The sequence below is a fragment of the Serratia rubidaea genome, from assembly GCF_016026735.1.
Classification (GTDB): domain Bacteria; phylum Pseudomonadota; class Gammaproteobacteria; order Enterobacterales; family Enterobacteriaceae; genus Serratia_B; species Serratia_B rubidaea.
Genome location: NZ_CP065640.1, coordinates 4504449 through 4527237, shown reverse-complemented (window position 1 = coordinate 4527237; position 22789 = coordinate 4504449). Strand labels below are relative to the sequence as shown.

The window sequence follows — 22789 nt, the reverse complement described above, 5'->3', positions numbered from 1 at the left end:
GACAGATTAAGCTTCGCGGTTTTCTTTGATGTTCCAACCTGCGCTGCTTTCTGCGCCTTTACCACCTTTATCGCTCTGCTCCCAGTACTGCTGTTTAACTTTAGCAGCCTGGAAGGAGTAGGTTACGCCAACGGTGTCTTCACCGCCTGAACCGGTGTACTGCACAGCGGTAACCAGTACGTCGTCCAGGGTGATTTTTACATACTCAACCTGAGTACCGCCGGCTTTACAGACGGACAGTTCGACTTTGGTCAGGTGCTTACCGCTGGAGCAGTGCTTCAGCAGAGCCGGGGTGGATTTATCAACCAGCGCGTTAACGTGCAGGTCGTTAAAGCACACTTTACCGGCGCCGCCGCCGCCGCCCACGCTCATGTTGCCCGGCTGGGACGCGCCCCAGGAGAAAGAAGTGATGTCGGTCCAGCCTTTGTGGTTGGAATCTTTAGATTCACCGCTGGCGCCTTCAACTTTCAGGAACATATCAATAGCCATAGTTTATTTACTCTTTTTAAGGGTTAAATAATATTAACGTTGCGTTGAAAAAATCAGGTAATAGCAGCAGGAATTGGAAATTTGGCAATGCACTACCATTTAACGCTCCTTGTGCCATGCACCTTATGAAAATACCGAAGGCTATCGGTATTGATTATCGAGATACTATTTAAAAGAATAATGTCTCAATAATTACTTATGCGGATTATCTGTTTCCCATGAATGATTTGGATTGCCGACGATTAACGTGCGGGACAAATCATCTAATTCAGGGCTGTGATATAACCGCAAGCAGTTCAGGGTGACACCCTGACTGTTTGTTTCAGATTCGCTATGAAATTCATTGGTTCTTGCCTTGAATTTATCAATAAGCGCGTTGATTTTATCATCTCCAGACTCTATATCAAACGGTATCCAGTCTCTTATCGCATTAGCCGTTCTGGCCGCGTCAATAGAAAAAGTTTTGTCTGAATCAGAAACCTGAGATAAACAACGGGATAATGCCAGTTCTTTGACCGCCTGCTGATAAGGCATTTTCTTGATAAATGCTACCGGGTCATGGATATCTTTAGCAAATGATTGCAGGGAAAGACTTATTAAGACCGTAGTGAGACTGGTTATTATCAACTTACTCATGGTAATTCCCAGAAGTTAGCATGTGTGGTCGAGTACTGAGCACTAGCCTCATTAAAATAACAATGATCGGAACACTGAGAGCCATTCCAAAAGGTTGCGTGTCCACCAGCGTTACTCCAACCCGTAATTTCGAATAGAATTAGCCCTTTCCTATTAGCCAGTTGAGTTACAGGCAATTGCGGATAACTCATTATTAAATCTGGCTTTCCCCATGTAGTGGTAAGGTAGGCAATCAAGTCCCTGACTCGAAAAAAATACCATTTCTTATCTGCGCCAGAGACGGTTAACTGACCTATCCTGGGGACGGGGTGGCCTGTGTAGTTAAGAACGTAACTCATTCTTACTGCACAACTGTTTTCCCATCCGCCTTTATTTACAGGGATATCGAAATTGCGCTTTACAGCACCACCGATAGTATTTTTCACTTTTCCCAATGGATCATTGGGATCATAAATATTTTTTGCAGCAGCCCATGCTGCAAGAAAACGTGGCCTCGTGCCCATAGACAATATCCTTATCTTAATCAGGCTGCGCATTACCGCAGCCCGTCATCGGCGCATCAGGACGCGTCGTTTTTCTTCAGCGAAGGCAGTTTCGACACCAGACGCAGGGAAACGGTCAGACCTTCCAGCTGGTAATGCGGACGCAGGAAGAACTTGGCGCTGTAGTAGCCCGGGTTGTCTTCGATCTCTTCCACCTGAACTTCCGCCGCGGCCAGCGGTTTGCGGGATTTGGTTTCCTGCGAGGAGTTGGCCGGGTCGCCGTCCACGTAGTTCATGATCCAGTCGTTCAGCCAGCGTTCCATATCGTCGCGCTCGCGGAAGGAACCGATTTTGTCGCGCACGATGCACTTCAGGTAGTGTGCAAAGCGGCAGCAGGCGAACAGGTACGGCAGGCGCGCGGACAGCTGGGCGTTGGCCGAGGCGTCGGCGTCGTAGTATTCCGCCGGCTTCTGCAGCGACTGGGCGCCGATAAAGGCGGCAAAGTCGGAGTTCTTGCGGTGCACCAGCGGCATAAAGCCGTTTTTCGCCAGTTCCGCTTCGCGACGGTCGCTGATGGCGATTTCGGTCGGGCACTTCATATCCACGCCGCCGTCGTCACTCGGGAAGGTATGGCACGGCAGGTTCTCTACGGCGCCACCGGATTCCACCCCGCGGATTGCGGTACACCAGCCGTACTCTTTGAAGGAGCGGTTGATGTTGGTCGCCATCGCATAGGCGGCGTTGGTCCAGGTGTAGTTGCCGTGCGTTGCGCCGTCGGTATCTTCTTCGAAGTCAAATTCGTCAACCGGGTTGGTGCGGATGCCGTAAGGCAGGCGCGCCAGGAAGCGCGGCATCACCAGGCCCAGGTAGCGGGCGTCTTCCGATTCGCGCAGGCTGCGCCAGGCGGCGTATTCGGTATTCTGGAAGATCTTGGTCAGATCGCGCGGGTTGGACAGCTCCTGCCAGGATTCCATCTGCATCACGCTTGGCGCGGTGCCGGCGATGAACGGACAGTGCGACGCGGCGCTGATCTTGGCCATTTCGCCCAGCAGTTCAACGTCCTGCGGGCTGTGGTCGAAGTAGTAGTCGCCCACCAGGCAGCCGAACGGCTCGCCGCCGAACTGGCCATACTCTTCTTCATAGATTTTCTTGAAGATCGGGCTTTGATCCCAGCCCACGCCCTTGTGGCGCTTCAGCGTGCGGCCTAGCTCTTTCTTCGAGATGCTCATAAAGCGGATTTTCAGCAGCTCGTCGGTTTCCGAGTTGTTGACCAGATAGTGCAGGCCGTGCCAGGCGCCTTCCAGCTTCTGGAAATCTTCATGGTGAATGATTTTGTTGATTTGCTGCGACAGCTTCTCGTCAATCTCCGCGATCAACGCCTGAATGGTGCGGTAAGCGTCGGAGGATACGGTCACGGTGTTTTCCAGCGCCTGCTGCGCCAGGGTTTTCACCGCGTTGGCGACGGCTTCTTTCGCCTGATCGGTCTTCGGACGAAACTCTTTGTTCAACAGCGCGCTGAACTCGTCGTTGGATAAGGTTTCGCTGGTCTGTAACGCTTGTTGTTGCTGAGGCGAGTTGCTCATCAATTAATCCTCACGCTCGTTATTGTCGTCTTTTGGCTCTGCCGGTTTCGGCGCGTTAGTCAGAGATTTCAACAGCTCCGGGTTTTGCAGGATCTGGGAGATCAGCTCCTCGGCGCCGTTTTTACCGTCCATATAGGAAAGCAGGTTGGACAGCTGGGTGCGTGCTTCCAGCAGGCCGTCCAGCGAGTCAACTTTGCGGGCGATGGCGGCAGGGGAGAAGTCGTCCATGCTTTCAAAGGACAGATCGATATTCAGTTTCCCTTCACCGGTCAGGGTATTGTCTACCTGGTAGGCCACGCGCGGCTTCAACGACTTCATACGCTCGTCGAAGTTGTCGATGTCGATGTCGAGGAACTTGCGCTCGTCGACGCTCGGCTGCGGGTCTACCGGTTTACCGACCAAATCCGCCATCACACCCATTACAAACGGCAGCTGAATTTTGCGTTCTGCGCCGTAGATTTCGACATCATATTCAATCTGGACGCGCGGCGCGCGGTTGCGGGCGATGAACTTCTGTCCGCTGCGGGATTTCGAGTTTGCCATGAGTTACTCCATCTAATGACGATTAGGAACGATTGCCATCGCTGACGGCGTCGTTCAAATTCTGGCCTGCGTCTGTTACTACAGGCAACGATAGTGGTCGAAACGAAAAACGACAAGCTGAGGTTCAGTTTCAGTTATTGTCGTCGTTATCAGTGCGCCCAAGAATGGTTTCCAGTTGGTTGAGACCATCGGGCGCCAGGTCGCGGACGATTTGCATAAAGTCCAGGGTAATCAGGCGCTGCACGCGGTCAATCATCAGCGGCGCCGGATGGCTGGGCTCATTCAGTTGAAAATAGTTTTTTACCTTTTCCAGCATCAGCTGGGCATCGTCGCGCGACTGGATCTGCGCGCTGCGCCAGTTGTGCACCGCCGCGGCGGCCGGTACGGCGCCGGCAGGGGCGGCGGGCTGCTGCTCGTCGTGCGGTTCCGGCGCGGCGACCTCCGGCTGCGCCGTAGAGCCGGCCTGCGCAATGACGTTGAACATCTTCAGCAGGATGTGCATTTCCGGCAGCGCGCTCTCACCCAGGTGGCGGGTCACGATGTCGCGAATGGCGGCCAGCTGCTGGAGGATGGTGCGCACCAGCGTTACCGCCGGCTGCTCCTGCTGGGCCAGCTCATCCTGCAGACGGGCGCGGCCGCCGGGGAAGGTGGCGCACTCCTGTTTGCTGCCGTCCAGCAGCGAACAGGCGTCGCGCAGCGTAATCTCGCCGGCGGCGCTTTTCAGCAGCCAGGCGGAGCGTACGCAGCTGGTCAGGGCGGACTTGTCGCCGAGGTCGGCCAGGACGTTAATACGAAACAGCGGATCCGCCTCGCCGTCGAACTCCAGCAGCGGCAGCAGCGGTTCCCAGTAGCGGTCCAGCGCCTGATGAATCAGCGTCAGGCCGTCCGCATAGCCTTGCAGGCCGCGCAGCTGCGTCCAGGCGCGGGTCAGCGGCAGCATGACGCGCAGATCCTTGGTGCGTTCGTGCAGCGCGGTCGCCAGGCGTTCCACCTGCACCCAGTCCGGCGCCTCGGCCGGAATAATGGTGTCGCCGAACTGCTGCTCAGCCTTGCCGGCGCAGGCCTGCTCCATCGCTAAAAAGTCAGCGTCATACTCCAGGTTGTCGCCGCAGGGAGAATCCGCGTCAATCGGGGTCAGCAGAGTTTCGATAGCCATACTCAGTCTCTAGATAAATGAAAACGCTGTTAATCAAACATTTGCGGATATTGCCCGCCGCGGCCGGGGCGCGCCCAGCCGTTAGGCTCGAACAGCAGCGAGAACAGTTGCACCGTCAGGTTGCCGCTGTGCACGTGGGTGTAAAGCGGATGGCCGTCGCACTGATTGGTCCACCAGAAACTGGTGTACTGCGCCGGGTCGAAGCAGTCGGCGGCCTGTTGCCAGCCGAGGCCCGGCAGATCCGGATGGCGGAAGCCGATAATCGACAGAATTTCCGATTCGCTCTCTGCCGGCGGCGTCGGCAAGGCCGGTATCTTCAGCAGGCTGTGGTCGATCTGCTCGGCGGAAAAACCGTTGCGCACGCCGTTGAGCAGGGTATGCCCCAGCTGGCGGTACCACTCTGCCGCCATGTTCAACTGCTGAACGTGCCACTCTTCCGGCGTAAACAGGCGGATGGCGCAGATCGGGTAGTGGCGTCCCACGCGGTCGCGCGCCGGCAGCAGGCAGCCCAGCTGGATATATTGGCTGCCGAGCGTCGCGGGGATGACGAAGTTCCATACCGGCGCATTGCTGAACGGGTTGCTGGCGTTGTCGGGCAAGTTCTGTTTCTGGCTGACTAAGCCATTGTGAAACCACTGGGCCCAGTTACTGACCACTAAGTCGGGCAGGCGGCGCTGTAAAAAATCACCGGCGGTGGGAATCTTTCCATACCAGCCGATGCTCGCTGTCGGGCTTTGGTCGTTGCTCATGGTAATGAATGTCCTTTCGGGGCTACGGGCAGGAGAATGCCGGCAGCTGGAACGGATTGCGGATACTGTTGGCGGTGAATTCCAGCGTGACGCGGTGGCCGTCGAGGTTGAACGTCGCCTGACGGCTCAGGCTGCTGCCGCCGGCCGACAGGCTGGCCATATCGACCATCCGGTTCAGCGCCCAGGGGCCGCTGGTCAGCCGGCTGGCGGTGGTGCCGTTCGCCAGCGCCAGCTGCAGGTGAACCTGATTGGTGTTGCGGGTGCCTGGCCAACTGACCACCAGCGGCACCAGCGGACCATGGCTGTATTTGAACAGCTGCCCGTCAATATCCAGCGTCATATTGAGAATATCGTTATCCATCCGCACCGGCCTTACCGTCACGCGGTAAGACGGCGTGGCGGTGCCGTTGGCAAAAAACGCATCGCGGATGCGCTGCGCCTGCTGGAACGAGCGCAGAATGCCTTCGCCGCCCGGCAGGGTTTTACCATCGACGCCCGGCGTGAAACGCCAGTTGGCGCGGGTGGTGTCCACTTTGCCCTGCAGGTTGTCGCGGAAGAAGCTGTCCATCAGCCCGCTGTTGGGGGCGAACATGCGCGCCAGATCGTCCGGCGTCACGTCCCGCTGCGAGCGCGAGGAGAGGGGATAGCGGCCAGCTATCGCCTGCCGGCAGAAGCTGCCGACCTCAAAGCTGATGCGCTTTTTTACGTTCTCCATCTCCTTACGCTGGGTATCGCTGCTGGCGCCGATCGCCAGTGACAACAGCATCTGTTTGAACGGCGTCGGCAAACGGCCGGACTCCGCCTGCAGGCGCGGGATCACGTCGCTCGGCGGTGCGGACATGCCGCTGTTGGCCGCGCCCTGCACCGCAGTCAGATAGCTGTACAGTTCGTCGACCTGCTTGAGCACGCCGTCAAACACAATCGCCTTGCTGCCTTCGCCCTGGCCCTGAGCCAGCTCCAGCAGCGGCGCGAAGTGCGCCATCACCACCTGTTCCGGCTGGGTGGAGACGTCGCCGTCGGCGTTGTTCGTCCGGTTGGTGAACAGAGCCTCCAGCGTGCGGTTGGCGCTTTGGTTGATGGATTCGCCGGCCTTATCCGCCAGCGAACGTGCTTCCTCAGCGTCTTTTTCTTCCCGCAGCGTAACGTTTTTACCGACGTTGACCAGCAGGTTGCGCATCGGCGACGGGTTGCCGGACAGCAGGCGCGCGCTGCTGATGCGTTGCGTCAGGTTGCCGATGTGCGCCAGCTGAATATCCCCCAGCAGCTCATCCCAGACGTCGATAAAATCCTGCATATAAAGCTGACGTACGGTCTTGGTCAGGTCGGCGCTTTTCTGCTCCGGCGTCTGGGTGTTCAGCACCCAGACATCTTCCTGACGCAGCGTATCGGTCACTTTATCGATATTACTGTCGAACGCTTTCCAGTATCCCTGCGGAGTAAACAGGCCCGGGATGCCGTCGGTGACCGGCTTGCCGCTTTTGCGCGAAAACGCCAGCTCGGTCTGCGGACCGGCGAGATCCACCAGACGCACCGGTTTAATCTCGGTCTGATTCAGCAGCAGACGCTTCAGGCGGCCATAGACGCGCTGCGACAGCGGCGCGCGGTTGATGGCGGCCTGCGCCTGGGTGACCAGCGCTTCGTCCCTGGCGTAAGGCGATGCCTGAATCTGGCCGTCAAGCAGTTGGCTCAGGTGCCATTCCAATTGCTGCAGCTGTTTTTTGGTACTGCCCTGCGGCAGGTTGCGCTGCAGGTTGAGCATCACCCAGGCGCGCAGGAATTTGCCGTCGTACTGCTTCGGCAGATACAGCATCTGGTAAGCCTTCAGCGCTTCGTAGCTGAAGTCGGCATCGCCGTGGTTATCGTTGCGCAGGGTGGTGGCGATCTGCTGCGCCACCTGCGGCAACAGCAGCTCTTTCAGCGTTTTCTGGTACAGCGCGTTGCTGGCGTCGCTGACCTGGTCGCCGCGATACAGCCCCATCCGGTAAGTAAACGGCGGATCGTCCAGCGAGAAGTTCTGGCTGTCCGGCAGATGCAGCACGCTGTTCAGGAACGGCAGCAGGGCGAACATATCGCCGGAGTCCAGCTGCGTCAGCCCCTGGCCCTGACGCTCCACGGACGGCGCCTTGGCGGAAACTTCGGCCAGATAGGCCTTGTTGTTGCCGTAGCTGGTGAACCAGAAAATCCCCAGAATCACCAGCACCAGCGCCAGGCCGATATAGCCGGCCCAGTGCAGCGCGCGGTTGCGGTATTCCCACCAGCGGTTGCTGCCGGCCAGCCCGGACTCCTGGAAGATCACCGATTCCAGCGTCTCTTTCAGGAAGAAGCTCTGCCCTTTGGCCGCCGGGATAGGCGCCTCGTCGTTGACGCTGTCCCAGGAGGTCTGGCCGCCGTTGCCCTGCGCGCCGTTGGACGGCAGCTGCAGATAGCGGTTCAGCTCGCCCATCACCCGGTCGAACGGCAGGCCTTCCTGGGTGCCGCTGGTAAAGTAAATGCCGCGCGGCGTGAAGCGGGTTTCAAAGCTGGAGGTGGCGAACACCACGTCCAGATACTGCGCCAGCAGCGGACGCAGTGCGGCGAACTCCTGCGGGAACAGATAGCTCTCTGAGCGCTGGCGCGCATCGTGCTCGACCAGCAGCGTATCCGGCAGCGCCGCGTCGAGGCGCTGTTGCAGCAGCGTATACTGCTGCTCAAATTCGCCGCTGAGGTTAAAGTCGGGCTGACGTGAGCGTTCATACGGGAAGGTGAACCCCCAGATCTGGTCGCGCTGCGCTTTGTCAAAGCCGCTGAAGTAGGCCATAAAGCCGTTGAGCAGGTCGGTTTTGGTCACCATCACGTAAACCGGGAAGTGGATGCCCAGCTGTTCGTGCAGTTCAATCAGTCGCTTACGCAGCGCGCTGGCCTGCGCGTTGCGCGCTTCGGCGCTTTCCGTCATCAGATCGGCGACGCTGATGGTTACCATCACGCCGTTAATCGGCTGGCGGGTGCGGTACTTTTTCAGCAGGTTGACGAAGCTCTTCCACTCGCCGGCGTCTTCTTCCCGCTGGCTCTCCTGAGTGGTGTAACGGCCGGCGGTGTCCAGCAGCACGGCGTCGTTGGTGAACCACCAGTCGCAGTTGCGGGTGCCGCCGACGCCGCGCAGCGCGGATTTGCCAAAGCGGTCCGCCAGCGGGAAGTGCAGGCCGGAGTTCACCAGCGCGGTGGTCTTGCCGGCGCCCGGCGCGCCGATAATCACGTACCAGGGCAGCTGATACAGATACTGGCGGCTGAAGCGGGTCATCCAGCGGTGTTTATCGCCCTGACCGGGCGCAAAGCGCGCCTTTTTCAGCAGTTGGGCGGCTTCGTCAAAGCGCTGCGCCAGCAGCTGATCCTGCTGCGGCTCCGCCTTGGCGTCGGCGTCGTCGGCCGGCGTCTGCTCGCTGGCGCGCAGGTTGCTGAGCAGCTTGCGGTTAAACCAGGCGCTGTAGATGCGCGGCACAATGCGGCACAGCACCCAGATCAGATAGATCACCGCAATAGTGATGATGCGGTTCAGTTCCGGCTCCAGCGGACGGTAATCGCCGATGGCCACCAGCGGGCCGATCATCCAGATGATGAACGCCAGGGCGCTGATGCCGGCAAACCCCCATAACAGGCGGCTGGTGATGATGGAGAATAACGTACTAAGCATTACTTTCCGTTTCCTTGCTGCAGTCCATTGATTTCCGCCTGAGTATTTTCTGGCGCAACCAACAGCGTAATTTCAACCCGGCGGTTCAATGCACGGTTCTCTTTACTGTTATTCGGCGCGACCGGATTACTTTCGCCGCGGCCTTCCGCTTTCACCCGCTGAGGGTTATCAAGATGCTTTTGCAGCCGTTCGCTGACCGCCTCGGCGCGCGCCAGCGACAGTTCCCAGTTCGAGGCGAAGCGGGCGCTGCGGATCGGCTGGCTGTCGCTGTAGCCGGTCACCAGAATCTTGCCGCTGACGCCGTTCATCGCCTTGGCGATGCGGTCGATAACCGGGACGTACGCCGGGCGGACGCTGGTGGCGGCGGAGTTGAACAGCCCGTCGCCTTTGAGGATCACCACGCTCTGCTGCGCTTCGTCGCGCACCACCACCAGACCTTCGGCGATCTCTTTGCGCAGGAAGCTCTTCAGGCTCAGCACCGGCGGCGCGGCCGGCGCCGGGTTGCCGATCGTCACCTGCGGCAGGTTGGTCTGGTAGATTGAAGCCAGCACCGGGCTGGTGGCATCCCCCAGACGCCAGTTGAGCACGATAAACAGCAGCGAGGCGAGAAAACCGGTCAGCGCCGCGCAGGCCCACAGCGGCACCAGCGGCCGCCACAGTTTTTGCTGCACCGGCAGGTCGACCGCGTTGGGCGACAGCGGCGGCGCATAGCCGCCGCGTACCGAACGAATCAGCTGCAGCAGGCGCTGTTTCATGGTTTCCAACTGCGAACGGCCGTTCTCCATCACCCGGTAGCGGCCTTCAAAGCCCAGCAGCAGGCAGTAGTTGACCAGCTCCAGCAGGTTGATGTGCTCGCGCGGGCTTTGCGACAGTTTGGCCAACAGCTGGAAAAATTTTTCGCCGCCCCAGGTTTCGTTATGGAAGGTCACCAGCAGGCCGCTGCCCGACCAGACGCTGTTGCTGCCCCAGGGGGTGAGGGCGGCGGCTTCATCCAGCGCGGTGCACAGGCAGTAGCGCGCGCCGATAATCACTTCATACGGCAGATTGGCGCGCTGACCGCGCACTTCGAAACGGCGAACCTCATCGATCAATTGCTGACGCAGCTGCGCCGGATTGGCGTGCGTCGCCGACTGCCGGATTTGCGAGATCGCATTCAGCAGCGGATTGGCGGCGGCCACCAATGGGTTGTCCCACTGCGCGGCCTGGATGTTTTCCTGTGTCATAGCTTATCGGTCCGTATGGCTGCGAATAGCCCAGAATTCCATGTCCAGACCCGGGAACTCCCCTGCCAGATGCAGGGCGAAGGCGCTGGATTTTTCCATCTGCTTCCACAGATCGCCGCCTTTCTCCAGTTCGAAGTAGGTATAGCCGGCGTGGTAGGGGATCTGACGCGGCGCGGCGGGCATGGTGCGCAGGCCGATGCCCGGCAGCTGCAGCTGCACCAGATCGCGGATGCGCGTGACCGGGGCGATTTTCATCTGCGCCGGGAAGTGGGTCAGCAGCACGTCGGCGGCGACGTCGGCGCGCACCGCCAGCACAAAGCCGAAGTCGCGCATCATTTTGGTGTCCTGCACCGTCGCCACGTTCAGCCCGTGCGAACGCTCGACCAGGGTGAGCTGGATGGCGTTGTCTTCCAGCACTACCGACAGTCCCTGGCGCAACAGCAGCATCAGCTTGCCGAAGCTCAGCGCCGGGTTGTCGTGGTCGTACACCGGCAGGCGGCCTTCCGGCGTGCGCTGCGGTGAAAAGCTGGACAGCTCGGTGGCGAACTGCAGCCACTCGGCAAACAGGCGTTCCGGGTGCAGATGCTCCAGATGCCAGGCATGACTGACCTGGCCGAGATAGCGGTTTACCAGCTGCAGCAGCATAAAATCGACCATTTCGGAACTGCCGCCGCGGCCCGGCTGCAGCAGCCGCTGGCTCATCTGCTGGCTGCGCTGCTGCAGCAGGCCCTGCAGATCGTTGATAAAGGTTTTCAACACCGGGCTGCTCTGGCAGTTGAGCGTCGGCGGAATCAGGTCCGGCTCCAGGCGCAGGCTGTTGTCGCCGCGTTTTTCCAGCACGCGGGTGACGGTCAGCGCGGTCCATTCGGCGTTCAGATCGCTTTCCAGCATCAGGCGCAGGCGCAGGTTGCCGAACTGCAGCGCCGCGCTGCCGACGGAGACCGCGTTCAGGTCGTCCACTTCGTTTTCATAAGCCAGATAGCGCGCCAGCGCGTCCGGCGACTCCTGGAAGATGACGTCTTCACGGCCGGCGCGGTAGGTCGGCAGTGCCAGAACGACGTTTTCACCGGTTTTGTTTTCGGCAATGGCCAACGGGGCCGGCGCCTGCTGTGCGCCGTTGAAACGGAACGGCGTGCCGTCCGGCATAATGCCGCTGGCGGCGGTCAGGGCTATTTTCCCCTGACGCAGCAGGGTCTGATCCAGCTCAAGGGTCAAAAAGCCCCAGAAACACCCGTTATGCGCCTGTCCCCAGTTACGCACGTAACTCTCGAGGTAGTTTTCCGCCTGCTGGAAGTGGTGGGGACGCAGAAACATCCCTTCACTCCAGACCACTTTATGAGCATCTTTCATCATCACACCTATGTAGGGGACGGGCGCGCCCGTCCCAAATTATCAGTCTTCGTCCTTGACGATGCGCAGACCGTTAACATCGGCCACAACGTGCGCCTGCAGCTCATCCGGCGAGAATTGCCAGACCTTATAGAAATTGGTTTCGGTCGGGGCAGGCATCGGCAGTGAAATGCGCCAGGCTTTGCCGTCCAGGTTCTGGTATTCGGCGATCACCCCGATATAGCGCGTCTCCAGCGTGCTCTGACCGTTCAGCTTTTTGCCGGTCTGGCCAGGCGTCAGGAAAAACTGGTCGCTGTCCTGCAGGCTGTTGCCCAGTACGCTTTTGGCGTCGTTCTGCAGGCTGAAGAAGTCGGCATCCATAAATTCCGCGTCGGAGCGCAACAGCAGCACGCGCACCTTGATCGGGGCGGGGCTCTGGCCGGCGTTGGCATTGACCTGCGGGGCGGCGTCAAACGTCAGGCCGTAGCGTGACGGGACGCTTTTCGCCGAAGACATACAGCCGCTGAGCAGCAGCGCGCCCAGCATCAACAGGCTAAAGCCCCACAGGCGCGGGGCGAATGATGATTTCATTATCAATGACTCCCAGCGGAAGGGGATTACTCCAGGATCCAGGTGGCCGATTTGGCGTCTTTACAGGCCTTGCCGTCGCTGCCGACCTGGACGCAGTTTTGCGGTTTGGCGGCGGCGCGTGCGCGGCGCGGCCGGTCGTTGCGCAGGGTGGCGCGGTATTTGTTTTCAGGCACGCCGGCGTTGCCCTGGATGTAACCCATCAGGTCGCCGCCGCGCACGGCGGAGATGGCCAGCCACTCATTTTCCACTTCGCCGAGCGCGTAGAAGGACGCGGCATTGTCGAGGCGCGTCACGGTGGCGCCGCCGTAACCCGGTTTGGTCATGACGCTGGCGGCGTACAGGCTGCGGTACTCTTTATCAATCGGTTTGAACTGTTTCGGTGCGGCGATCGCCATACGGTGCTGCAGCTTCACGCCGTTGACTTCGCTGGTGACCAGGGTGTCTGAACTGATGACCTGCGGCGGCGGCGGGGTTGAACAGCCGGCAAGGATCAGGGTGGAAAGCAGTGTCATCGTAAGCCGTATTTTCACAATATCCTCTTTATATCTCTTGTTGTCGGCGAGAAGCGCTGTGGTTGATCGACGTTCATCGTCGCTGCGGCTGCGCATTGGCGAAGTGGACGACGGAGAACGACGCGCGTTGCCATAGGGAAATGGTTCTGGACTGATTCCGCTGTGTGTTGCTGCGGCAGCATGCGTGTGCCTGCGGCGCGGCGCCAGTCCGGATGCATTTCTGTTGAGGTAAAAGAGTCAGGCGGCGGGATAGCGTGAAGCCGGCAGGAAAAACGACCGTCAGCATCCCGCCGTGACACGGCTGCGCCTGGACGTCGCGTTTTCCCTGCGGTGGAGTGAACAGCAGGCGCGGGGAAGCCGCCATTTTCACCTGGGCAAAAATGGCGGCTTCCCCGAAGATAAAAGTCCTGCCGGTGGCCCAGACAGGAAGAGACGCCGTAGCGTAACAACATGGTAGCTTTCATTGTGTGTGTAAGGCTTCCTGTGGATATCAGCGCACTGCCACGCAGCACCGCTCAAAACAATCCCGTGTTAGGTTTTATAGATATCAGGCTACGTCACAAGAAATACGTGCAAAGGGCAGGGACGTTAAAGGTAACGTTCCCTAAATCAAATCATTGTGCGTATGGACAGCATGGTTCAGGCATCCGCGTGGGGCGGAAAGCGCTCATGCTGCGGGTTACGCGTTATTTATCAGGCTGGAAAACAGCGAATAATGTGATGATTTTTACTTAATGATTAGCGGGCGACTGAACGTCGTGGACAGCGTGCAGGCCGGCGGTTGAGGGACGCTGCGCTCATGAACCCGCACTCTGCTTAATGATAAGCGCCGCCTGATTATCACCGGTTCAGGCATAGCTACCGCACGGGATTAACGCGCGATCCCGAGGGCGTGCCTGTCACAAACAGAACGATTAGCTGTCCAAATATTTAACAATTTTTACACATCCACGGGTTTGGCTGCAGTTTACAATAGCTATAGGCATTTGCAAAATGATGGCCTTTAACCCATTTTGGTGAAACTAACTTACGCAATTTTTTATTTTTATGCAATATAAACAGCGAGTTAAAATGCATCCCATTTCCCTCGTGTATGCTTTGGTTAAATGGTAATACCAAAAGCTAATGAGTCATACGTCTCTTAACCCTCTTAATTAAAACTATTTTTTAACGAAAATTAACTTTTCGCTGATTTTCTATCCTTACCATTTACATGATAAATCTAAAGAAATATATAAATTAATCGAATGTTATTTCGGATAAATCTCATTTCTGGTGGATGTAAGGAGGCGTTTGTTGGTTATAAAACACCCACTTGCTGAGGGGGGGAGATGGCAGGTTTCTAGGTTTTTTCTTGCAATTAAGCTAATGAGTTGAGTTGAATCCGAGTTGTGCCGCCGGGAAAGGACTCCCCGGCGGGTACGGGCAGGTTATTCCGCTGTGACGCGAACGATCAGTTTGCCGAAGTTCTTTCCTTTAAGCAGGCCGATAAAGGCCTGCGGGGCGTTTTCGAGACCGTCAATGACATCTTCACGGAATTTGATATGCCCTTGATCGACCCAGGTTTCCATCTGCTGCAGAAACTCACTGAAGCGCGGCGCGTAGTCGTCAAAAATGATAAAACCCTGCATGCGGATACGCTTACGCAGAATCAGCGCCTGTAACGCTGGCAGGCGGTCCGGGCCGTCGGGCAGGGCGGTGGCGTTATATTGCGCGATAATACCGCAGACGGGGATGCGCGCTTTGGCGTTCAGCAGCGGCATGACGGCGTCGAACACCGCACCGCCGACGTTTTCAAAATAAACGTCAATGCCGTCCGGGCAGGCCTGGGCGAGCTGCCTGGCAAAATCGTCGGCGCGGTGATCGATACACTCGTCAAACTGTAGCTCTTGGCGGACATAGCGGCATTTCTCCGCGCCGCCGGCGATGCCGACCACGCGGCAGCCTTTCAGTTTCGCCACCTGGCCGACAACCGAACCTACCGCGCCGCTGGCGGCCGCGACCACCACGGTTTCACCAGGCTGCGGCTGGCCGATATCCAGGAGTCCCATATAGGCGGTAAAGCCGGGCATGCCCAATACCCCAAGCAGGCGTGAGGGATGTTTCAGCTGCGCGCCAAGATTGCGCACGTTGCTGCCGTCGGTCAGCGAGTAATCCTGCCAGCCGGTACTCCCCACCACCCAATCGCCGGGGGTAAAGTCCGGGTGATGCGAGGCGACGACCCGCGATACGGCGCCGGCGACCATCACGTCGCCGACTGCCACCGGGGGAGCGTAAGACGGGGCGTCGCTCATCCGGCCGCGCATATAAGGGTCGAGCGACAGATAGACGGTGCGCAGCAACGCCTGGCCTGCGGCAGGCTGCGGTACTTCGGCCGTTTCCAGGCGTAAATTTTCTGCTGTGGGTTCGCCGTGCGGCCGTGAAGCGAGCACGATTCGGCGGTTATTTGGCGATGGTTGAGACATGGAGCACTCCCGATCTGTGAATACCAGCACTCACTCAGTCTAGTCAGAAGCGGCGAAAATCAGCCAACGGAAAATGCTGCGCGCTGCTAGAGCGGTACGATCAGCACATCGGTCTGGCTGGTATCGATAAACCGCGCGGCCGAGCAGCTCAGTTTGTTCATCAGGTGGTCGCTGTGGTTGCCGCAAATAACCAGATCAAAGCTGCGTTGCTGATTGGCGTAAGTCAGGCCGTCTCCCAGCTCTCCCTGCACTACCAGTAAATCGGCGATGGGATAGCCGGCCTGCTGACGGAGCTGTTCCAGGAACAGGCGGGTCTCTTCTTCCATCAGATTACGCAGATCGCCGAGCATCGGGCCGGCGAAACTATTATACAGTTCCGGATTGGCCACCATGCTGAGCAATGTGATCTGTCCGTTATAGGGGCGGACGATGGAGACCGCTTTTTGCACTAATACCTGGCTGTCGGCGGCAACGGCAACGGCGACCAGTACCTTTTGATATCCCATATTTCCTCTCCATCTATTGTCCCGATAAATAATCGTAGAAGCAGATGAGGGAAATATCCGTGTTTTTCATCACGCGCGACAATAAATTTTCTGAAAAGCCTTTATTTAGCAATAAAAGATAAATACCGTTGCGCGCGTCATGGGGGGATGAGGAAAAATTAAAGCACGCGTGCCCATAATGTTTTAGGAATTTTACCCAGGTCAAACAGCTTGCCTGAAACCAGCTCGGCACGCCGATGATCCGCCGCGCGGTACATGTTGCCCATTTCTGTATCATTATCAATAGAGTAGTGCAGCTTGTCATAAACCTTTTCCAGGCTGTCCAGGCTGGAGCATTTACGAAATGTCATCAGGTATTCTAAGGTCGTTGTCATGATTTAAATATAGCCTGTTAATAGTTGTGATTGGGGAAAATCACTGGTGTAGAGTGATTGCACCGTTGTCGTGTATGGACGACAGACTAAAAAGTAACAATTATGGCGAAAAACGAGCGCTAGCGAAAAAATAACGCGTCAGGTGCCTGTAAACGCCAGAATAGTAATATGCCCGTGAGCTGTCAGCAATGCGGCAACGCGTGATTTTTTATGAATTCAGCCTAGTCTTAAGCTGGCGGGCGTATGCGGGCTACATTTTCAGATTTATGTCAGTCGCGGTGCGTTAACTATTTTCGACTGGCGTCGGCGGTACTGCGTCATATCTGCCCGGTGCGCAGCAGAGCGGAACGATGGCGGGAATGTGTAAAAGATGTTCGCCAGTGCGAACCCCGGCGGTAAAAGAGATCGGTATATTGGCCCTTCGCAGAGAGAGGAGCCGGCAGGTGCCGGCGCACTGACTGATGTAAGACGCATAACATTTTCTCAAAGAATAAATAAAAAACATTCACAGAACTAACGTCGAGAATATGACATTCGCTGGCGTGCTATTAATTCGGCTGTTGCATCGTCAGATAATTGCGGTTGAGAAGTAGAAAAAAACAATTAAAGGAATAAATAATTGTGCCGATAGTAAGATTAACGGATTTCATAACTTTATTTTATGACGGCATTGCGTAACTGTGGATATGCTTTGTTACATCTCTTGGCTTTAGCGCGGCGTCGGCACTACGTTTTCCTGGGATTATTCTCTATTGCCGAATAGCGATGCAGTTAAATCCGCACTTTTTGCGCTATCTTATATGTAGATAACCTTATAGTTAACAAGGCTAACTCTTAGCGTGCTGAGGATTGAACTGCCGTTAACTAGCTATTTACTCTGCATTTATCCGAGATATGCAGATTTTTGTTCTGTGATTTCGCTTTGGTGACGCTTTTGTTCGAATTGATCTAAAAAAGCTATTTTTTTGGCTGATAAATATCTCTTTTAAGACGTTTTTTTACTTGTGCCGTTTTTTTGTGCTCCAAGTTGTGCAAAAAAAGTGCTACTCATCCAATATTTGAATCAAAATCAGTTCATTTTTGTGATCGCGATCACATTGTATTTAAAATTGCCGTACACCTGCGTTGTGTGTGCTAACGGTTCAGGGGTAGAGTTGCTGTTGTTTAGGAATAATCCTATTAACTTGTAAGAAAGATTCATCGTGATTCAGCCCCTTGCTGAACAGGATGGTGCATATCTATTCATGTGTATTTTGAGTGCAAAGCATTTACTGAATGACGCTCCGCGAGTGTGAAATCGGCAGTTTTTTTCACGGATGATAATCAGGGATTCATTTGCCAACGTCGAAAAAACCCAAGTCACGGGCGATAAAATTATCACCCAGCGTATGTTTTTAAACATAGTCTGTCGGGATGGGAAATATGGGTACGTCTGAATTACTTAAGCATATATACGACATCAACCTGTCGTACTTACTTTTAGCACAGCGTTTGATTAATGATGAAAAAGCTTCGGCAATGTTCCGTCTGGGGATTGATGAGGATATGGCTGACGCGCTGTCGCATTTAACCTTGCCGCAAATGGTCAAGCTGGCGGAAACCAACCAGCTGGTGTGCCATTTCCGTTTTAACGATCATCAAACCGTCACGCAGCTGACGAAAGAGTCGCGTGTCGATGACCTGCAGCAGATCCATACCGGGATTTTGCTTTCAAGCCATTTATTGCAAGAGCTTTCCGAGAAACAGGACGGCGCGATGAAGAAAAGGGCCTGAAGATGGCGGATAAGAGTATTGTCAAGGAAGCCAAGGATATCCAGCTCGCCATGGAACTGATCGCTCTGGGGGCGCGTCTGCAGATGCTGGAAAGCGAGACGCAGCTCAGCCGCGGCCGATTAATCAAGTTGTACAAGGAACTGCGCGGCAGCCCGCCGCCGAAAGGCATGCTGCCGTTCTCTACCGACTGGTTTATGACCTGGGAACATAACATCCATTCGTCGATGTTTTATAACGCCTATTGCTTCCTGCTAAAAAGCGGACAATGTACGGGCGTCGAGGCGGTCATCAAGGCCTACCGGTTGTATCTGGAGCAGTGCCCCCAGCAGCCGGGCGAGCCGCCGCTGCTGGCGCTGACCCGCGCCTGGACGCTGGTGCGCTTTGTCGACAGCGATATGCTGCAGCTCTCCGCCTGCAGCTGCTGCGGCGGTACCTTTATCACTCATGCGCACCAGCCGCTGAACAATTTTGTCTGCAGTTTATGCCAACCCCCATCCCGCGCGGTAAAAAGACGTAAACTTTCGCCGCAGCTGGCCGATATTATTCCACAACTGCTGGACGAGCCGGTTAAACGCGCAATGTAAGCCGGAGTTCCTCCGGCTTGCGGCATCAATTTATCACCCATTCGTAGGGGGAGTCCGGCAGGCTCCCCTCGGCGCAGATTATTGCGCCGCTACGATGGCGTTTGGCATTGCTCCCGTCCTCCATCCACCTCGTTTAAGTAAGGAATGCGTGTGTTAGTTATTTTGGGTTACGTAGTGGTTCTGGCCACGGTATTTGGCGGCTACATGATCGTGGGCGGCCACCTTGGCGCGCTGTATCAGCCGGCGGAATTCCTGATTATCGGCGGCGCCGGGGTCGGCGCGTTTATCGTCGGTAATAACGGCAAAGCGATCAAGGCCACGCTGCGCGCCATGCCGACGCTGATGCGCCGCTCAAAATACAACAAAGCGCTGTATATGGATCTGATGGCGCTGCTGTTTCGCCTGCTGTCCAAATCGCGCCAGCAGGGGATGCTGTCGCTGGAGTTCGATATCGATAACCCGCAGGAGAGTGAAATTTTCTCTAATTATCCGCGCATTCTTGCCGATAACCATTTAGTGGAATTTATTACCGACTATTTAAGGCTGATGGTGAGCGGCAATATGAACGCGTTTGAAATTGAAGCGCTGATGGATGAAGAGATTGAAACCTTCGAGCAGGAAAGCGAAGTGCCGGCAGGCAGCCTGGCGATGGTCGGCGACTCGCTGCCGGCGTTCGGTATCGTCGCCGCGGTGATGGGCGTGGTGCACGCGCTGGCCTCGGCCGACCGGCCGGCGGCGGAGCTGGGGGCGCTGATCGCCAATGCGATGGTGGGGACGTTCCTCGGGATCTTGCTGGCCTACGGGTTTATTTCTCCGCTTGCCACCCTGCTGCGGCAAAAGAGCGCGGAGAACGTCAAAATGATGCAGTGCATCAAGGTCACGCTGCTCTCCAGTCTGAACGGCTACGCGCCGCAAATCGCCGTCGAATTCGGCCGTAAAACCCTGTACGCCACGGAGCGTCCGTCCTTTGTGGAGCTGGAAGAGCATGTGCGTCAGGTGCGGGCGCCGGCGCAGCAGGCAGCGGAAGATGAGCAGGCATGAAGCAGAATCATCCGGTCGTTCTGGTTCGCAAACGCAAGGCGCATCATAACGCGCATCACGGCGGCTCCTGGAAGATTGCCTACGCCGATTTTATGACGGCGATGATGGCGTTCTTTCTGGTGATGTGGCTGCTGGCTATCGCCAGTCCGCAGGAACTGACGCAAATTGCCGAGTATTTCCGTACGCCGCTGAAAGTGGCCCTGACCGGCGGCAACAAGAGCAGCGCCGAAAGCAGCCCGATTCCCGGCGGCGGTGACGATCCCACCCAGCAGGACGGGTTGGTGAAAAAGCAGACGGATGCCGAGCAACAGGCGGAGGCGCGACGGTTCAACAAGCTGCGCGAGCGATTGGATCAACTGATTGAGTCCGACCCGCGCCTGCGGGAACTGCGGCCGCATCTGCTGATTAACCTGATGGATGAGGGGCTGCGCATTCAGATTATCGACGGCAAGAACCGGCCGATGTTCAAAACCGGCAGCGCGCAGGTGGAGGACCATATGCGCGATATTTTGCGGGCCATTGCGCCAATTCTGAATGATTTACCCAATAAAATCAGCCTGTCGGGCCATACCGACGACCTGCCTTACGCCACCGGTGAGCGCTATTACAGCAACTGGGAGCTGTCTGCCGACCGCGCCAATGCCTCACGACGCGAGCTGATTGCCGGCGGGCTGGCGGAAGGCAAAGTGCTGCGGGTGGTGGGCATGGCCGCCACCATGAGTCTGAAGCAGCGCGGGGCGGATGATTCGATGAACCGTCGCATCACGATTCTGGTGCTGAACAAACAAACGCAGCAGGGGATCGAACATGAAAACGCGAAAAGCGAGGCAACGGAAATCAGTCAGCCGTTGGCGCTGAAGCAACTGGCGCCGCAGCCTGCCGCACCGTCTTCTCCGGTTTCAGCCGAGGCGGCGACGCAGACGCCGCAGCCAGGGGAGGCGGCGGCTCTGCCGTCAGCGACGGACGTTTCAACCTCGTCGGCGCCACCGCCGGAGGGACCGACGACGGCCATCCCGCCGGCGCCGGCGGCAGGCCCATCGACTAACCCACAGCGTCTCACAGTAGAGGTGATCCCGTGAGTATGGATATTAGCGCTTTTTATCAGACTTTTTTTGATGAGGCAGATGAACTGCTGGCCGATATGGAGCAGCACCTGCTGGAACTGGATCCGCTGGCGCCGGACATTGAACCGCTGAACGCCATTTTCCGCGCGGCCCATTCGATTAAAGGCGGGGCGGCCACCTTCGGTTTTACCATCCTGCAGGAAACCACCCATCTGTTGGAAAACCTGCTGGACAGCGCGCGGCGCCAGGAAATGAGCCTGAGCACCGAGATTATCAACCTGTTTCTGGAAACCAAAGACATTATGCAGGAGCAACTGGACGCCTATAAAACGTCACAACAACCCGATGCCGACAGCTTTGCCTACATCTGTCAGGCGCTGCGGCAGTTGGCGCTGGAAGCGCAACAGGACGCTCCCGCGCTGCCGGCTGCCGCGGCCGCAGAGGCTGAAGCAGCCGTAGAGGCGTCGCCGCCGCCAGCAGCTGCCGGCAACGGCGGACTGCATATCTCTCTGACCGACCTGAAACCGAACGAAATACCGCTGCTGCTGGAAGAGCTGGGCAATCTCGGCGAAGTGCACAATCCGCAGCAGAGCGACAGCAGCCTGTCGGTGACGCTGCTGACGTCGGTCAGCGCAGAGGATATCAGCGCGGTGCTCTGTTTTGTGCTGGAGCCGGAACAGATCGCGTTTGCCGCCGCCGAGGCTGCAGAGACTTCAGAGGCCGTAACGACAGCGGAACCGACCGCGCCGGCGCCGCACGTCGCCGCGCCGGCGGCTGCGGCTGCGGAAGCGCCAAAGCCGCGCAGCAAAGCGACAACGGAGTCCAGCAGTATTCGCGTGGCGGTGGAAAAGGTGGATCAGCTGATCAACCTGGTCGGCGAGCTGGTGATCACCCAGTCGATGCTGGCGCAGCGTTCCGGCACGCTGGACCCGGTAGCCCACGGCGACCTGCTCAACAGCATGAGCCAGCTGGAGCGCAACGCGCGCGATCTGCAGGAGTCGGTGATGTCGATCCGCATGATGCCGATGGAGTACGTGTTCAGCCGCTTCCCGCGGCTGGTGCGGGATCTGGCCGGCAAACTGAATAAACGGGTGGAGTTAACCCTGCAGGGCAGTTCCACCGAACTGGATAAGAGCCTGATAGAGCGCATTATCGACCCGCTGACCCACCTGGTGCGCAACAGCCTGGACCACGGGATTGAAGATCCGCAGGCGCGCCTGGCGGCGGGCAAGCCGGAGGTCGGCAACCTGATCCTGTCGGCGGAGCATCAGGGCGGCAATATCTGCATTGAGGTGACCGACGACGGCGCCGGGCTGAATCGGGAGAAGATCCTGGCCAAGGCGGCCGCGCAGGGGCTGGCGGTCAGCGACAGCATGAGCGACGAAGAGGTGGGCATGCTGATCTTCGCGCCGGGCTTTTCCACCGCTGAGCAGGTGACCGACGTCTCCGGCCGCGGCGTCGGCATGGATGTGGTGAAAAGAAATATTCAGGAGATGGGCGGCCATGTGGAAATCCATTCGCAGGCGTCCAAGGGCACCTCGATTCGTATTTTGCTGCCGCTGACGCTGGCGATCCTGGACGGCATGTCGGTCAAGGTCAATGAAGAGGTCTTTATCCTGCCGCTGAACGCGGTGATGGAGTCGCTGCAGCCGCAGGCGGAAGACCTGCATCCGCTGGCCGGCGGTGAGCGGGTGCTGCAGGTGCGCGGCGAATATCTGCCGCTGGTCGAGCTGTACCGCATCTTCGACGTCGCCGGGGCGAAAACCGAAGCGACGCAGGGCATCGTGGTGATCCTGCAAAGCGCCGGCCGGCGCTACGCGCTGCTGGTGGATCAGCTAATTGGCCAGCATCAGGTGGTGGTGAAAAACCTGGAAAGCAATTACCGCAAGGTGCCGGGGATTTCCGCAGCGACCATTCTGGGCGACGGCAGCGTGGCGCTGATCGTCGATGTGTCGGCGCTGCAGACGCTGAACCGTGAAAAACTGCTGCCAGACGCGGCGGCGTAATTCGATAACCGACTTT

At 57.5% G+C, this 22789-nt stretch carries 21 protein-coding genes; 6 read left to right on the top strand and 15 right to left on the bottom strand.

The window, feature by feature from the left end; all coding sequences use genetic code 11:
- Positions 1-6: 6 nt before the first annotated feature.
- From I6G83_RS21325 to tagV, 12 genes are all read right to left on the bottom strand, one after another.
- A complete protein-coding gene (locus tag I6G83_RS21325) occupies positions 7-489 on the bottom strand; it encodes an Hcp family type VI secretion system effector (protein WP_054306796.1) in 483 nt (160 codons plus the stop codon).
- A gap of 192 nt (positions 490-681) precedes the next feature.
- Positions 682-1125 carry a T6SS amidase immunity protein Tai4 family protein gene (locus I6G83_RS21320; RefSeq protein WP_072186147.1) on the bottom strand — a complete coding sequence of 148 codons (444 nt, stop codon included), beginning with the start codon at positions 1123-1125 and terminating at the stop codon, positions 682-684.
- A complete protein-coding gene (locus tag I6G83_RS21315) occupies positions 1122-1628 on the bottom strand; it encodes a type VI secretion system amidase effector protein Tae4 (RefSeq protein WP_071823834.1) in 507 nt (168 codons plus the stop codon). Before I6G83_RS21315 ends, I6G83_RS21320 begins: the two co-directional genes overlap by 4 nt.
- Positions 1629-1684: 56 nt before the next feature.
- Positions 1685-3190 (bottom strand): type VI secretion system contractile sheath large subunit, encoded by a 1506-nt coding sequence (tssC, locus tag I6G83_RS21310; RefSeq protein WP_015672864.1) that lies wholly within the window; start codon positions 3188-3190, stop codon positions 1685-1687.
- 3 nt (positions 3191-3193) lie between these two features.
- On the bottom strand, positions 3194-3733 hold the full coding sequence (gene tssB, locus I6G83_RS21305; protein ID WP_015672863.1) for a type VI secretion system contractile sheath small subunit: 540 nt from the start codon (positions 3731-3733) through the stop codon (positions 3194-3196).
- A gap of 130 nt (positions 3734-3863) precedes the next feature.
- Positions 3864-4889, bottom strand: a complete 1026-nt coding sequence (gene tssA, locus I6G83_RS21300; RefSeq protein ID WP_054306797.1) for a type VI secretion system protein TssA — start codon at positions 4887-4889, stop codon at positions 3864-3866.
- Between the two features lie 29 nt (positions 4890-4918).
- Positions 4919-5638 (bottom strand): type VI secretion system-associated protein TagF, encoded by a 720-nt coding sequence (tagF, locus tag I6G83_RS21295; protein ID WP_054306798.1) that lies wholly within the window; start codon positions 5636-5638, stop codon positions 4919-4921.
- 22 nt (positions 5639-5660) lie between these two features.
- Positions 5661-9305 (bottom strand): type VI secretion system membrane subunit TssM, encoded by a 3645-nt coding sequence (gene tssM, locus I6G83_RS21290; RefSeq protein WP_054306799.1) that lies wholly within the window; start codon positions 9303-9305, stop codon positions 5661-5663.
- Positions 9305-10528, bottom strand: coding sequence for a DotU family type VI secretion system protein (locus I6G83_RS21285; protein WP_015672859.1), 1224 nt, complete (start codon positions 10526-10528; stop codon positions 9305-9307). The genes tssM and I6G83_RS21285 overlap by 1 nt, the downstream gene beginning before the upstream one ends.
- A gap of 3 nt (positions 10529-10531) precedes the next feature.
- Positions 10532-11878, bottom strand: a complete 1347-nt coding sequence (gene tssK, locus I6G83_RS21280) for a type VI secretion system baseplate subunit TssK (RefSeq protein ID WP_054306809.1) — start codon at positions 11876-11878, stop codon at positions 10532-10534.
- A 42-nt stretch (positions 11879-11920) separates the two neighbouring features.
- Positions 11921-12448 carry a type VI secretion system lipoprotein TssJ gene (gene tssJ, locus I6G83_RS21275; protein WP_054306800.1) on the bottom strand — a complete coding sequence of 176 codons (528 nt, stop codon included), beginning with the start codon at positions 12446-12448 and terminating at the stop codon, positions 11921-11923.
- A 26-nt stretch (positions 12449-12474) separates the two neighbouring features.
- Entirely contained in the window at positions 12475-12978 is a 504-nt protein-coding gene (gene tagV, locus I6G83_RS21270) for a type VI secretion system accessory protein TagV (protein ID WP_054306810.1), read from the bottom strand.
- Positions 12979-13443: 465 nt separating this feature from the next.
- Between tagV and I6G83_RS21265 the strand changes: the two genes are divergently transcribed.
- Positions 13444-13695 carry a hypothetical protein gene (locus tag I6G83_RS21265; protein ID WP_138111594.1) on the top strand — a complete coding sequence of 84 codons (252 nt, stop codon included), beginning with the start codon at positions 13444-13446 and terminating at the stop codon, positions 13693-13695.
- Positions 13696-14390: 695 nt separating this feature from the next.
- Here the strand turns inward: I6G83_RS21265 and I6G83_RS21260 are convergent.
- The 3 genes from I6G83_RS21260 to ydgT form a co-directional block, all read right to left on the bottom strand.
- A complete protein-coding gene (locus I6G83_RS21260) occupies positions 14391-15425 on the bottom strand; it encodes an NADP-dependent oxidoreductase (RefSeq protein ID WP_054306801.1) in 1035 nt (344 codons plus the stop codon).
- 86 nt (positions 15426-15511) lie between these two features.
- Positions 15512-15931, bottom strand: coding sequence for a universal stress protein UspC (gene uspC / locus I6G83_RS21255; protein WP_054306802.1), 420 nt, complete (start codon positions 15929-15931; stop codon positions 15512-15514).
- Between the two features lie 158 nt (positions 15932-16089).
- Positions 16090-16305, bottom strand: a complete 216-nt coding sequence (gene ydgT, locus I6G83_RS21250; protein ID WP_054306803.1) for a transcription modulator YdgT — start codon at positions 16303-16305, stop codon at positions 16090-16092.
- A gap of 1422 nt (positions 16306-17727) precedes the next feature.
- On the opposite strand from ydgT, the gene flhD reads away from it, so the two are divergent.
- From flhD to cheA, 5 genes are all read left to right on the top strand, one after another.
- On the top strand, positions 17728-18078 hold the full coding sequence (gene flhD / locus I6G83_RS21245) for a flagellar transcriptional regulator FlhD (protein WP_054306804.1): 351 nt from the start codon (positions 17728-17730) through the stop codon (positions 18076-18078).
- A gap of 2 nt (positions 18079-18080) precedes the next feature.
- Positions 18081-18662, top strand: a complete 582-nt coding sequence (flhC, locus tag I6G83_RS21240; RefSeq protein ID WP_015672850.1) for a flagellar transcriptional regulator FlhC — start codon at positions 18081-18083, stop codon at positions 18660-18662.
- Between the two features lie 150 nt (positions 18663-18812).
- Positions 18813-19703 carry a flagellar motor stator protein MotA gene (motA, locus tag I6G83_RS21235; RefSeq protein ID WP_054306805.1) on the top strand — a complete coding sequence of 297 codons (891 nt, stop codon included), beginning with the start codon at positions 18813-18815 and terminating at the stop codon, positions 19701-19703.
- On the top strand, positions 19700-20782 hold the full coding sequence (gene motB / locus I6G83_RS21230) for a flagellar motor protein MotB (protein WP_054306806.1): 1083 nt from the start codon (positions 19700-19702) through the stop codon (positions 20780-20782). Before motA ends, motB begins: the two co-directional genes overlap by 4 nt.
- Positions 20779-22773: a chemotaxis protein CheA gene (cheA, locus tag I6G83_RS21225; protein WP_062778883.1), complete on the top strand. Its 1995-nt coding sequence runs from the start codon at positions 20779-20781 to the stop codon at positions 22771-22773. The genes motB and cheA overlap by 4 nt, the downstream gene beginning before the upstream one ends.
- The last annotated feature ends 16 nt before the right edge of the window (positions 22774-22789 follow it).